Raw genomic sequence first — 12965 nt, 5'->3', positions numbered from 1 at the left:
GCTTAGGCTCACGTCAGTTAGCTAAAAAGCTCCGTGAAGAAGGCTTTATTATTGGCCGTTATCGCACTCGTTCGATTATGCGTAATTTAGGCTTAGTGGTGACCCAGCGCCAAGCTTATAAAGTCACGATTAAGCGAAAACACAGCGACAGCGTTGCAGATGATGTGCTGAGCCAGAACTTTAACCCGCCTCAGCCTAACCAAGCCTGGGCTGGTGATGTCACGTATCTGAGGACTAACTAAGGCTGGCTCTACCTGGCAATCGTAATGGATTTGAACTCAAGGCGTATCATCGGCTGGAGTCTACCCAAGCGAATGACGGTTAGCTTAGTCGAACGAGCATTACAGATGGCTATAACACTGAGGCGACCTGGTAGCGGCATTTTATTTCACAGCGACAGAGGCTCACAATATACAAGTAAACAGTTCCAAAGCTTGCTAACAAAAAACGGAATAATGCCTTCTATGAGCAGCGTTGGAGCTTGTTTGGATAACGCAGTAGTTGAGCGATTTTTTGGTAGTTTAAAACACGAGTGGCTGTTGAATGTTGTTCATTTAACACGAGAATCAATGAAGCAAGATGTTGAAGAATATATTAGATATTACAACCATGAGCGATTGCATACTACGCTCGGTGATTTAACACCGATCTGTTATGAAAAATTACAAAGTCAGGTGTCCGGTTGTGCTTGACCAGAATAGTGTTCATACAGACCTCTTTACATAACACTTTTGCAGTGTTGAGCCTGAGTTAATTGCTATATTAAGTATAGTCGTTGCTTAAGAGGAATCGCCCAATTGGAGCGCTTTTGTCAGCTTAATTGATAGTAATTTGATATAGGATAAATGACACTCAAATTGCCAAGGCATTGAGTGTCAATGACAGTGTTAATCGGCAGTAATGATCAAGCCTAACGGTGCCAGTAACTGCTCTTGTTGCCACTGATTAATCATCACCCCATCAAGGGACACGTTGCGCGGATCTAAGCCTTCAAGTTCGACTCGAGTGAGGTTACAGCCGCTAAGCTCAAAACTGCCCCATTGTTCGGCCGAGAATTCGCCACCACTTAAATCGGCACCTTTCATTGAAGCACCTGTTAGATTGGCGCCTCGCCAGCGGTTATCGAACAGCTCACACTCCTCTAGTAGCGCACTGTTTAAGTCGGCATAGGCTAAGTTACAGGCAGTGATGTAAGCAGAGCAAAAATAGCTTTTGGCGGTGATGTAATTGGCAAAGCTCGCGCGGCTAAAATCACTGCCCTGAAGATTGCATTCACGCATTTCAATGCCATAGCAGCGAGCACCTTTGAATAGCGCCATACTCAAATTACAATGTTTAAAACTGGCGCTGGTGAGTGTGGCGTAGCTAAAGTCGCAGCCATCTTCTTCACCCTGCAGCACAAACTTACAGTGGCTAAAACAGGCGTCGGTTAAGTCTGCATGGTTAAAGCGGCAGTGATGAAATTCACAATGCTTAAAATGTGCATCTCGTAGGTCTTGGTCGCTAAAATCTTCATGGCTAAAAATCTGCTTTGAAGCTTGCATTATCGTCCTCGATTACTCGCCAGTAGTAGTGTTAGGCATTAGTTCTGGCTCAGATATACGGCGCGCCAGAATATAGCAAGCTACGCCCATAATGGCATTGGTGATAGGTAGCGCTAATAATAGACCTTTCACACCTCCTAAATAGGAGCCTAAGGCCGCCAAGGGCAGCATGATTAAAAATAGACGGCAGACATTTAAGACCAGTGAACTCATTGGCCTGTGATAAGCGTTCAATGATGTTGCCACTAAAATCACAATCCCCAACGGCCCATACGCAGCAGGCAATACTAAGATGTAAAAGCTTAACCACTCTATGACTTGGGGGTCGCTACTAAATAGTCGTGCTAACGGCTCGGCGACAAAAATGAGTGGCAGGTACAGCAGGGTTTGAAATATCAACACAAACTTGAGCGATAACAGCAGTGCGTCTCGGGCGCGAGTTGTTTGCCCTGCACCAAGATTTTGCGCCACAAAAGGCACTAGGCTTGATGATAACGCCATGACTGCAATCAGCATTACCGACTCTAAGCGAGTGCCTGCACCAAAGGCCGCCACCGCACTGTGGTCAATACGCGCCAGCATCGCCATTATCATCGCGTTCGCCACTGGGTTGAGCAGGTTCATTAGTGCAGCGGGTTGAGCGATATGCGCTAATTGCTTCCAGTTGCACCTAAGTCTGGCAATATTGAACTCGGCAAACTCGACCAGATGGCGTTTGAAAATTAATAGATGAGTGGATAGCGACAGTGCCACTATCCAAGAGATCACCGTGGCAATCGCGGCTCCTTGGATCTCAAGTCGAGGGAACGGCCCGATACCAAAGATAAGTAGCGGATCTAAAATTAGGTTTATCAATGCTGCTAGCATCATAATTTTTGCGGGGGAACGAGTATCGCCAGTGGCACGCAGCCCTTGATTACCCACCATTAACAGCACCAGTAATGGCGCGCCTAAATACCAAGTAAACATGTAGTCATGGATCAACGGCAAGCTGCTTTGGTTTGCACCTAACAAACTAAACAAGGGATCAATAAACAAGCTGCCAAATAGCGATATTAACGCGGTGATCAAAAAGGTGAGCAGCAAGGCGTCATGCAAAAACACTTTGGCTTTATCAGCATGCCCGCCACCGATTAAACGCCCTAAATTGGTTGATACACCTGCGCCAATGCCGATAGCGATGCTTGAAATAATCAGCGTCACAGGAAAAGTAAAGCTGATAGCTGCCAGCGCTTCAGTGCCCAACTGGCTGATAAAAAAAGTGTCAACGAGGCTGAACCCAAGAATGGTTAGAATACCAATCAGGTTTGGGAGGCTCATATTTAGCAGTACACGACCAATTGGCTGTGTAAGCAGCCCGTGTCTGTCTTTCATGGGGAAGTCTTGCCTAGTCTTTGCTCGGAGGCGAATTCTATCAGGATTGGCTCGACATTTATAAATCAGAGTCAAAAAAAACCGATTTATTTTGTAAATGGGGCTTGGAACTGGCGACCTTTACCCCCATATCTCGAACATCAAATGATTTTTGCGGTTCACTAAGGTGAAATCAGCCAAAGTCGTTACTATCTTTAATAGCCAGCAATAAGCGTTGGCGACAAAATAATAGGAGCATCCATCGATGAATATTCGCCCATTACATGATCGTGTCATTGTTAAACGTTCAGAAGTTGAATCAAAGTCAGCTGGTGGCATCGTACTAACGGGTAGTGCTGCTGAGCAATCTAGCCGCGGTGAAGTTTTAGCTGTAGGTAATGGACGCATTCTTGAAAACGGTAGCGTAATGGCGCTAGACGTTAAAGTTGGCGACATCGTGATCTTCAACGAAGGTTACGGCGTGAAAAAAGAAAAGATTGATGGTGAAGAAGTACTGATCTTATCTGAATCAGACTTGATGGCAGTTGTTGGGTAAACCACACTCTCGCCACATAGATAGACCATGATCACCGTTGATGGCTGGCTAAGCCACATCAGCGGAACGAAAAGAATTTAAAGGATAATAAACATGTCAGCTAAAGAAGTATTATTTGGAAACGACGCTCGCGTAAAAATGCTTGCCGGCGTAAACGTACTCGCAAACGCAGTTAAAGTTACTTTAGGCCCAAAAGGTCGTAACGTTGTACTAGACAAAAGCTTTGGTGCTCCACTTATCACTAAAGATGGTGTTTCAGTGGCGAAAGAGATCGAACTTGAAGACAAGTTTGAGAACATGGGCGCACAAATGGTTAAAGAAGTTGCTTCTAAAGCCAACGATGCTGCTGGTGACGGTACCACTACTGCAACAGTTCTTGCTCAATCTATCGTCACTGAAGGTCTTAAAGCGGTTGCTGCTGGCATGAACCCAATGGATCTTAAGCGCGGTATCGACAAAGCGGTTATCGCTGCAGTTGCTGAACTTAAAAATCTTTCTCAAGAGTGTAGCGACACTAAAGCTATCGCTCAGGTAGGTACAATCTCAGCTAACTCTGACGAAACTATCGGTGAAATCATCGCAACTGCGATGGAGCGCGTTGGTAAAGAAGGCGTTATCACTGTAGAAGAAGGCCAAGCACTAGAAAACGAATTAGACGTTGTTGAAGGTATGCAGTTCGACCGTGGTTACCTATCACCATACTTCATCAACAAGCCAGAGACTGGCAGTGTTGAACTAGAAACGCCATTCATCCTATTGGTTGATAAGAAAGTATCAAACATTCGTGAATTGCTGCCTATCCTTGAAGGTCTAGCTAAAACAGGTAAGCCACTGCTTATCGTTGCAGAAGACGTTGAAGGCGAAGCATTAGCAACATTGGTTGTGAACAACATGCGTGGCATCGTTAAAGTTGCTGCTGTTAAAGCCCCAGGTTTTGGCGACCGTCGTAAAGCAATGCTACAAGATATCGCAATCCTAACTGGCGGTACCGTTATTGCTGAAGAGATTGGTCTAGAGCTTGAAAAAGCCACTCTAGAAGATCTAGGTACAGCTAAGCGTGTTGTTATCACTAAAGATGACACAACTATTATCGACGGTACGGGTGAAGAGACACAAATCAAAGCACGTGTTTCTCAAATCAAGATCCAAGCTGAAGAATCAACCTCAGACTACGACAAAGAAAAACTTCAAGAGCGTATGGCTAAACTTGCTGGCGGCGTAGCCGTAATCAAGGTTGGCGCAGCAACAGAAGTTGAAATGAAAGAGAAGAAAGCTCGCGTAGAAGATGCGCTACACGCAACTCGTGCAGCGGTTGAAGAAGGTGTGGTTGCTGGCGGTGGTGTTGCACTAGTACGCGTAGCAAGCAAAATCGGTGAAGTTGAAGTTATCAACGAAGACCAGAAGCACGGTGTAGTTATCGCACTACGTGCAATGGAAGCACCACTACGTCAAATCGCGACTAACGCGGGCGAAGAAGGTTCAGTGGTTGCTAACAATGTTAAGAACGGCACGGGTAACTACGGTTACAATGCTGGTAACGACACTTACGGCGACATGCTAGAGATGGGTATTCTTGACCCAACTAAAGTAACCCGTAGCGCGCTACAGTTTGCTTCTTCAATTGCTGGTCTAATGATCACCACTGAAGCAATGGTTGGCGAGATTCCACAAGATGCAGCTGGTGCGCCTGATATGGGCGGCATGGGTGGTATGGGTGGAATGGGCGGTATGGGCGGCATGATGTAATTTTACTGGTCTAAATCGGTGATAACTGCGTTGCTGCTCGCTCGTGTAGGTGAACTACACGTCGCTCACAGCGCCTTGTTCTAACCCGATTTATCCTACGTAAAATACGTTGCTGGTCTGAAGCTTAAAAGCTAAAACCACTTCTTGTAAAAGAATAAAAAGCCTCGATACTTAACGGTATTGGGGCTTTTTTGTTTAAGGATGGACTTATCCCCGCTGTATATGGGTGTATTTGTGGGGAATTTGTGTCTGGAGCAAGAGCTTTTGCATGTTCTAAGTCTTAAGTGTAGGAGCGGCTTTAGCCGCGAAGCTCTTACTTTTTGACTGCTGAAAACTGAATCAGCGAAAGATATGCCTGTCCTTTCTTTTTTTGAAAACTGAATCAGCGAAAGATATGCCTGTCCTTTCTTTTTGTTCATAAATCCCCAACTTGCTAAAAACTCAGCTACCGCTAAAAACCATTGAAAACACAGAGTAAGTTAGGCTAGCATGCTTTAACAGCTCATAAAAACAGCACTTGATACTGTGGCACTCATCCCTTTTGCATTTAAAGCCGGTACAGAGACACTTGTCGATATCAGCGAAGTCCCTCGTGGCAAAGCTTGTGACTGTGTGTGTCCATCCTGCAATATTCCCTTAATCGCTAGACACTGCACAGAAGATAGGGAAGATCACTTCGCTCACGACCCTGCCTATAAAGATCATAAAGACTATATAGAGTGCGATTTTTCGCTGCATGTCGCGATGAGGTTAATGCTAAAACAACTGTTAGCCGCCTCTACAGAGATAGCTTTACCTGATCACAGCATTAAAGATCCGTACACTAAAAAAATGTTAGACGTCACGCAGGCCCAAACCTTAACGTACCAGAGCATTGCAATAGAGCAGGCAGGGTTTGATGCAGTGATAAGTAAAGATAACTATCAACTAGGGATCTTCATTAGCTATCACCCTGGTAGAAGCAGCATTCCGGAAGCAAGCGGCAATATCAAAGGTATAGTGCAACTAGACATCACTCACATTGAGCATATAAAGCAAAAAAGTCAGGTATTAAACAGCAAGAAGTTTTTAGACTCACTGATAGCAGAGCAATCCGAGATTAAAAGTTGGTACTGGCACGCAAATCAGGAAGCTTGCCTTAACGCCTGTAAACGAGAGCATCTACAACAAGAAGCCAGGAAAAACGAACTACTGAACAGTGACAACCAGTATTACAGCGATACCGTTAAACGGCGGGCAAAAAAATATCAAGAAAATACAGCAAACATGATTAAAACAGCAGGAACTAAAACGGTATACCGCTGCTATACATGCCGTATAGATTATCCAAAGACAAACGCCACCAATACCTGCCCAGTCTGTGAGCATGAGCTATGGCAGACAGAAACGCCGGTTTATATAAATTAATAAGACAATAAAAATGTATAACAATTGATATACACAAACAGGGGTTATTACTTATATGAGCTGCAATCAACTTTGTACCATTATCAACAACTCTATTTGTATGAACCTGTGTGCGATGGGATTGGAGCCTAGCAGCTATCGTTTAACTAAACAGGGGAATTACTGGTTACTGCAACATTCACAGCTAAAAGTACCGCTAGCGCGGTTACATGAGTCGGAGTATTTGGCGATTGAGCAGTGGAAAAATCACTTATCCACCCTTGATAAAGTTACAGAATCAAAATATTAAAAAGGATACTCTAGATGGATCTAGACAAGGTATTTATGCTTAAAGCATTGAAGGTAGCTCAGGCAGCTTTGCCTGAATGCCAACCCAATCCCCCTGTAGGTTGCGTTCTCGTTCTAGACGGGCAGGTCATTGCCGAAGGATTCACACAAAAAATTGGTGGCAACCATGCTGAGGTTGAAGCGATTAGTGCTTATGATGGCCCTATGGAAGAAGTGACTGCATATGTCACTCTTGAGCCATGTTCATTTGTTGGAAGAACTCCTGCATGTTCTTCTGCAATCATAAAATCAGGTATTAAGAGAGTTGTAGTTGCTATTCTAGACCCAGATGAGAGGAACAACGGAAAGGGTCTTTATGCTCTAGAGAAAGAAGGCATAAAAGTGGATATTGGTGTCGCTTCAAGAGAAGTTAGTGAGTTTTTGCATTCTTACCTTGGAAAATCATAATTAAGCTCGATGCGATAACGCTGATATATTACACGCTTATGCCCCTTTATTAGCTTCAGCTAATGAGCCACGCCGATGAACAACAAGCCCATAGCCCTAGCTTTACTAATCGATAAGTGACAGTTACTGCAACAATACCCATGCACACTTTGTAATTCCCCATGCTCGTTTATCCAACATTATTCTGGTAGAGTGCTTATTAATTAATAGCTTTACTTTAGTAAGGCTTAAACAATAGGTTTGTTAAAAGTGCATGCGCGATTTGCCAGATATACGCGCATGCGCACTATACAAATGTAAGTGTTTAAGGTGGTCTCGTGCGATTTGGATGGTTATTTTTATTCTGTTTATTTACCTTTAGCTCGTTGGCGGAGACTAGCTTCGTAAAAGTAAAAAGTTATGACGTTGAGTACGAAGTGAAAGGGAGTGGTAGAGATATCATTTTGTTAGAATCTGGCGGGCAGGCGGGTTTATCTGATTGGGATCCTATCTTTGAAAGCTTAACTACGAAAGCAAAAGTCATTCGTTACTCTAGGGTTGGTAATGGTGGTTCTGAAAAACTCAAAAAGAACTATACCTCTGAGGAGTATGCACAAGAAGCAGCTTTACTGCTTGATGCATTAGATATCGAAAAACCAGTTGTTTATGTTGCTCATTCCTATGGTGCATACATCGCAAGAAGATTTGCATTTTTGTTTCCTGAAAAAGTTTCTGCTTTAATGCTAATTGAGCCTGCTTCCGAACATGATGTTGATATCATGCGCCAAATTGATTTGGAGAAAGCTGAAAAAGAAATAGCTCAAATTAAATTAGATGACCTTTCGAATGGCATGTCAAATCAATATTTAGACTTTTGGTCAAAACGACCATTACCTGATTATCCTCAAATTGCAGATATTCCGGTAACAGTTATTGCATCTACGAAAAAAATTGCTGAGCCATCAGTGTTACTTTTCACTGTTCAGGGGCGGAAATGTGGGGGGAACTACACTCAGATTGGGTAAAAAAATTTCCTCAAGGGAAAGCAGTTTTAACAGAAAAAAGTTATCACTATCCACAAAATGATGAGCCTAAAATGGTAGTTGCGGAAATATTTGAGCTTCTGTCGCGTATTAAACACTAATGGAGTAACACATTTCTGCCCCTTTATCACTTTCTACGAAAAAAAACTATATCTCACTCAGCTCAATGTGCCATAGAAAAAGTTATCCAAATAACGATAGGGAGAAGGCTTCTAAAAGCGTGATTTAGTCACAAAGTGATACTTAACAGGCTTTTGGTATAATAATTTTTATAGAACTTTAATAAGCCTTTGATTATTAAAGAGTCATAATTGTATGTTTTCAGTTAAACGACTATATTGGCCTGATTGAAAACCAAAAATAAGGATATTCGCATTCCATGAAAAATCTCATAATTATATTAACCATTACTCTATTAGCAGCATGTGCATCGACTAAGATTAATTATGCTCAAGAAGCATCAAAAATTGAGTTAGGGATGACAAAACAACAGGTTATATCGTTACTTGGAACACCTAAAAAGACTTCATTAAGAAAGCGGAATGATTCAGTAATTGAAGAAATGTCTTATTGGTCTGAAAAATCTATTGGATTTAGCACTTTTGATAATGAAATGATGGCAGACGATAGAGTTATGGTCGTTGTTATTGATGGAAAAGTAACCGAGTATGGCGATCTTATCATGAATATGAATCGTGCCATGGAAAAAGCAATGGATAACAATCTTGAAATGATGAAAGCAATGCCTCAGGCAGAAGTCAAAGTTACAGTAGAATCAAACTAACTAAACTATCCCATTACTTAGATTTTTTCGAGCTTGTTTGATTCTGTTAATCATTGTGTCTTTCTCGCTTATTGACACAATGAATTATGTCCAAATAGCTTTGTTAACTTTTTTACTCCCAATAAAAATACATAGACAGCCATAGTTAATGGCATCAATCGCGACCTCCTACTATGCTTGATTTGAGCATTGAACAAGGAGGTTGGCATGCCACGCCCAAGACGAACCCTCATTAGTATCGAAGACACCCCCTATTATCACTGTTGTAGCCGTGTTGTTCGGCGCGCCTTCCTGTGTGGTGATGATAAATACACGGGTAAGAATTACGACCATCGCAGAGGCTGGGTTGAAGCGCAAATATTGAAGTTAACAGACGTGTTCGCGATTGATGTCGCAGCTTACGCAGTGATGAGTAATCATTTGCATGTCGTACTTTATATCGACATAGAAACAGTGAATAACTGGTCAGATAGAGAGGTGGTTGAGCAATGGCATAAACTGTTTAATGGCACAGCGCTGACGCAAAGGTTTGTTGAAGGTAAAGTGATTGAAGAATGTATGGTCGCACAACTTAAACATCTTATTGCAACTTACCGCTCAAGACTCAGCGATATTAGCTGGTTTATGCGGTGTCTCAATGAACCGATTGCCAGGCAAGCGAATCATGAAGATAACTGCAGTGGACATTTCTGGGAAGGGCGTTTTAAATCGCAAGCGTTACTTGATGAAGCTGCGGTGCTGGCCTGCATGGCTTACGTTGAGCTCAACCCGATCCGAGCCAAAATGGCCAATACGCCAGAAACTTCAGATCACACCAGTTTGCAACTGCGTGTTAAAGCGGCATTAAACGGTAAACAACCCACAAACTTAATGCCATTTATTGGCAACGAGCATCAACATCAACCTAAAGGCATCGCATTTAGCCTGAATGATTATCTTGAATTGGTTGATGAAACAGGCCGAATTATTCGTGACGATAAGCGAGGATCAATATCTGCGAATGCACAAAAGATATTACATCGACTGAATATACCGACTGCCAACTGGCTGAAAATAACCACTGAATTTGGCAGTCTTTTTCACGGCCCTGTAGGAACGTTGCAGGAGCTAAGCAGCTACTACGAACATCTAGATAAAAAGCGACGGTATTTTTCGAGCAGTAGCCAGTACCTGCAATAAGGTTAGATTCAATCTCAAACCTCTAAAGCTGCTTTCTTTGAAATTCAAAAGAGCTGAAACTCCGCGCCTGTAAATCAACAATTTCACGACAATTCAGTCATTTCATACTCTTTAAACCAGATCTAGCCTCTTCTAAAGCATCAACAGCATACTCGACATCGTTATCGTCTTAATATTCCGTCATTTTCTTCGTATGTAATTGATTAAGAGTGGGTGGCTCATCTATTTTCGAGAGTGGGTGGCTCATCTATTTTCGATTCTGTCAGTGATTTGAAGCCGATACCACGTTCTTCCAAATCATTGATGATGTCGACCAAGTTCTTCAGGGAGCGTCCCAGACGGTCAAGTCGCCACACAACAAGCGTATCGTTGGGTCTTAATGATTTGAGTGTTGCTTCGAGTTCGGGTCGGTGTCGTTTGGCACCTGACATGGTCTCAGTGTAGATGGTTTGGCACCCAACTTGAGTCAGGGTATCGAGTTGTAAGTCGTGATTTTGTTCGTGTGTTGATATTCTGGCATAACCAATTAGCATGTAATCTCCTTGTGTACAGTAACTCAAGCGTATACTGAACATTGATAACTTTACAAGTTTCTTTACAGATTATCGGCTGTTTTGACCATGATTAGCCATAATGATGACAATGGTTCATAAACGACGGTTTTCTTTACACGGTGATGATGGATAGGAGGTTGGGCCGGATCCCGCAGGGATACGGCCAGCAATAGCCCGTATAAATTTAAAAGCCACACTCTTTTTTTAAATAACTTTTGAGTTTGTGATACTCAGTTGAAATACCAGTTTCAATGCTCATGCCGTTTCTTTCAGCTTGAAGTCCTGCCCAGAAGACATAAAACTTATGAAGGTCTCTTTCAAAGATTCCCAGACATTGAAATTGTATTCCTAGTTTTGAATTTGAGTCGAGGCCCCAAGTGTTTATCAGGTATTGGTCAAGGTCGTACAGACGCTCTTCTATGTCACTGTCAGGGGTGTAACCATTGAGTGCCTCTCGGCTCTTTCCTAGGCCATAGTATTTCGAAAATCGTTTTATAAACTTTGGAGGCAACATTCTGTTTAACTCCATAGCAGCTTCTCGCAACCCTTTTGGTTTCCAGTATTCACCATCCCTTACTTTTGGCGTAACCATCAATGTAGCAAACAACCCAGAATAATTACTGATAGTACTTTTCGCTGTTGATGAACTATCTGCAACGATTATTCTAGGCGACGCCTTCGGTAATGACTCTAAAGTCCTCTGGTAATCTTCGGCCATTGCACACCCCGTAGAAACAAACATAATAGACAAACATGTTACTTTTATAATGTTTAGCATTATTCAATCCTTAATTTGACGAACCGTATGGGGCCATACATGATGAGCTTCCTGAACATATCGACTTGCCTTTCGCTCCCCATCTCTTTCTGGTTCTCTTGGCGATTGACTTATTGATGAACCTGACATCCCCCTTAGGTGTTCGGACATAATATCCGGGGGTTGAGTCGCTTAGAACTGCTTAAAAAATAAAGCCAGCCATTCTTAATCAATAACATAGCAACATTCGTGACAGCAAACAATTATGAGGCTCAACTAAAGAAGGAACTTATGAAATGTTCAATAAGGAAACGTCGATAAATACTAAATATTAAGCAAAAACATAGATATGGATGAGATGACAGACATGGGTAATCCCCACGAATGATTTGGGGGGGGAATGTGTGCTTAAGGTGAGGTTGCTCTCTAGCGCTAGTGTATAAATTGGCAGCTATTTGAAAAATGCCGCCGCCGTTTATCTAAATGTTCACAATAGACACTCAGCGCTTGCAGTGTTCCCACTGGTCCATGGAATAACTGGCCAAATTCGGTGATAATCTTCACCCAGTTCGCGACAGGTATATTCAGCCGAGTGAGGATGCTTTTTGTACTCGCAGAAATGGCTCCACGTTTGTCATCACGGATAACTCGGCCTGTTTCATCAACCAGTATTAAGTAGTCTTTTAGTGAGAAAGTCATGCCTTTGGGCTGGTGTGCTCGTTCGTTACCAATGAAAGGTAAGAGTTGCTTGGGCTGCTCACCTTTCAGCGCAGCTTTGACTCTTAGCTTAATACTAGTAAAGTCTGATTGCTCTGGAGTGTTCGCTATTTTGGCGCGTATAGGGTTGAGTTCCACATACGCCATACAAGCCAGAACTGCCGCTTCATCTAACAATGCTTGAGACTTGAAACGCCCTTCCCAGAAGTGCCCGGTGCAGTTATCTTCAAGATTAGCTTGCCTGGCGATAGGTTCATTGAGGCACCTCATAAACCAGCTGATATCACTGAGCCTTGAACGGTAAGTGGCAATAAGGTGTTTGAGTTGAACCACTAAATGTTCATCGATGACTTCACCTTTAGCGAATTTTTGCGTTAACGTCGTGCCGTTAAACAGTTTATGCCATTGCTCAACAACCTCTCTATCTGACCATGAGTTTACTTGCTCTATATCAATATAAAGCACCACATGCAAATGATTACTCATCACGGCATAAGCAGCTACATCAATAGCAAACACCTCGCTTAGCTTGATGAGCTGTTCTTCAACCCAACCACGGCGATGGTCGTAGTTTTTACCTGTGTATTTATCATCCCCACACAAAAAGGCGC

12 protein-coding genes and 2 pseudogenes are annotated in these 12965 nt (G+C 42.8%); 9 read left to right on the top strand and 5 right to left on the bottom strand.

Annotation, left to right across the window (positions count from 1 at the left end):
* Nucleotides 1-692, top strand: a pseudogene (locus tag AB4238_RS05615) (IS3 family transposase); the annotation flags it as partial.
* Nucleotides 693-887: 195 nt separating this feature from the next.
* Here the strand turns inward: AB4238_RS05615 and AB4238_RS05610 are convergent.
* Together AB4238_RS05610 and AB4238_RS05605 are read right to left on the bottom strand one after the other, a co-directional pair.
* Nucleotides 888-1544, bottom strand: a complete 657-nt coding sequence (locus AB4238_RS05610; protein WP_372032121.1) for a Qnr family pentapeptide repeat protein — start codon at nucleotides 1542-1544, stop codon at nucleotides 888-890.
* A gap of 12 nt (nucleotides 1545-1556) precedes the next feature.
* Nucleotides 1557-2918 (bottom strand): MATE family efflux transporter, encoded by a 1362-nt coding sequence (locus tag AB4238_RS05605; protein WP_372032119.1) that lies wholly within the window; start codon nucleotides 2916-2918, stop codon nucleotides 1557-1559.
* A 244-nt stretch (nucleotides 2919-3162) separates the two neighbouring features.
* Here AB4238_RS05605 and AB4238_RS05600 point away from each other — a divergent pair, with 244 nt between their 5' ends.
* From AB4238_RS05600 to AB4238_RS05565, 8 genes and pseudogenes are all read left to right on the top strand, one after another.
* Nucleotides 3163-3453, top strand: a complete 291-nt coding sequence (locus AB4238_RS05600) for a co-chaperone GroES (RefSeq protein ID WP_020910789.1) — start codon at nucleotides 3163-3165, stop codon at nucleotides 3451-3453.
* Nucleotides 3454-3546: 93 nt separating this feature from the next.
* Nucleotides 3547-5199, top strand: coding sequence for a chaperonin GroEL (gene groL / locus AB4238_RS05595; protein WP_371990896.1), 1653 nt, complete (start codon nucleotides 3547-3549; stop codon nucleotides 5197-5199).
* Nucleotides 5200-5724: 525 nt separating this feature from the next.
* Nucleotides 5725-6606, top strand: coding sequence for a hypothetical protein (locus AB4238_RS05590; RefSeq protein WP_372032117.1), 882 nt, complete (start codon nucleotides 5725-5727; stop codon nucleotides 6604-6606).
* 55 nt (nucleotides 6607-6661) lie between these two features.
* The gene (locus tag AB4238_RS05585; RefSeq protein WP_372032116.1) at nucleotides 6662-6895 is read left to right on the top strand and encodes a hypothetical protein; all 234 of its coding nucleotides are present in this window, start codon (nucleotides 6662-6664) and stop codon (nucleotides 6893-6895) included.
* 14 nt (nucleotides 6896-6909) lie between these two features.
* On the top strand, nucleotides 6910-7341 hold the full coding sequence (locus tag AB4238_RS05580; protein WP_372032114.1) for a bifunctional diaminohydroxyphosphoribosylaminopyrimidine deaminase/5-amino-6-(5-phosphoribosylamino)uracil reductase RibD: 432 nt from the start codon (nucleotides 6910-6912) through the stop codon (nucleotides 7339-7341).
* 317 nt (nucleotides 7342-7658) lie between these two features.
* Nucleotides 7659-8464: pseudogene (locus AB4238_RS05575) on the top strand (alpha/beta fold hydrolase).
* A 278-nt stretch (nucleotides 8465-8742) separates the two neighbouring features.
* A complete protein-coding gene (locus tag AB4238_RS05570; RefSeq protein ID WP_372032113.1) occupies nucleotides 8743-9147 on the top strand; it encodes a hypothetical protein in 405 nt (134 codons plus the stop codon).
* A 207-nt stretch (nucleotides 9148-9354) separates the two neighbouring features.
* A complete protein-coding gene (locus tag AB4238_RS05565) occupies nucleotides 9355-10326 on the top strand; it encodes a transposase (RefSeq protein WP_372032112.1) in 972 nt (323 codons plus the stop codon).
* 218 nt (nucleotides 10327-10544) lie between these two features.
* Here the strand turns inward: AB4238_RS05565 and AB4238_RS05560 are convergent, their stop codons facing one another.
* From AB4238_RS05560 to AB4238_RS05550, 3 genes are all read right to left on the bottom strand, one after another.
* Entirely contained in the window at nucleotides 10545-10859 is a 315-nt protein-coding gene (locus AB4238_RS05560; RefSeq protein WP_372032111.1) for a recombinase family protein, read from the bottom strand.
* Between the two features lie 205 nt (nucleotides 10860-11064).
* The gene (locus AB4238_RS05555) at nucleotides 11065-11658 is read right to left on the bottom strand and encodes a hypothetical protein (protein WP_372032110.1); all 594 of its coding nucleotides are present in this window, start codon (nucleotides 11656-11658) and stop codon (nucleotides 11065-11067) included.
* Nucleotides 11659-12069: 411 nt separating this feature from the next.
* The coding region (locus AB4238_RS05550; protein ID WP_372032109.1) for a transposase at nucleotides 12070-12965 on the bottom strand (896 nt) is incomplete at its 5' end.

The organism is Shewanella sp. 10N.286.45.A1 (genome assembly GCF_041470405.1).
In the GTDB taxonomy this organism is placed as follows: Bacteria; Pseudomonadota; Gammaproteobacteria; order Enterobacterales; family Shewanellaceae; genus Shewanella.
The sequence above is the reverse complement of the archived record's forward strand: the minus strand, read 5'-3'. Positions and strand labels throughout refer to the sequence as shown.

Excerpts from the sequence above, each read along its gene's own strand:
- AB4238_RS05610 (WP_372032121.1), bottom strand. The coding sequence starts at position 1,544 with ATGCAAGCTTCAAAGCAGATTTTTAGCCATGAAGATTTTAGCGACCAA.
- AB4238_RS05605 (WP_372032119.1), bottom strand. The coding sequence starts at position 2,918 with ATGAAAGACAGACACGGGCTGCTTACACAGCCAATTGGTCGTGTACTG.
- AB4238_RS05600 (WP_020910789.1), top strand. The coding sequence starts at position 3,163 with ATGAATATTCGCCCATTACATGATCGTGTCATTGTTAAACGTTCAGAA.
- groL (WP_371990896.1), top strand. The coding sequence starts at position 3,547 with ATGTCAGCTAAAGAAGTATTATTTGGAAACGACGCTCGCGTAAAAATG.
- AB4238_RS05585 (WP_372032116.1), top strand. The coding sequence starts at position 6,662 with ATGAGCTGCAATCAACTTTGTACCATTATCAACAACTCTATTTGTATG.
- AB4238_RS05580 (WP_372032114.1), top strand. The coding sequence starts at position 6,910 with ATGGATCTAGACAAGGTATTTATGCTTAAAGCATTGAAGGTAGCTCAG.
- AB4238_RS05570 (WP_372032113.1), top strand. The coding sequence starts at position 8,743 with ATGAAAAATCTCATAATTATATTAACCATTACTCTATTAGCAGCATGT.
- AB4238_RS05565 (WP_372032112.1), top strand. The coding sequence starts at position 9,355 with ATGCCACGCCCAAGACGAACCCTCATTAGTATCGAAGACACCCCCTAT.
- AB4238_RS05560 (WP_372032111.1), bottom strand. The coding sequence starts at position 10,859 with ATGCTAATTGGTTATGCCAGAATATCAACACACGAACAAAATCACGAC.
- AB4238_RS05555 (WP_372032110.1), bottom strand. The coding sequence starts at position 11,658 with ATGCTAAACATTATAAAAGTAACATGTTTGTCTATTATGTTTGTTTCT.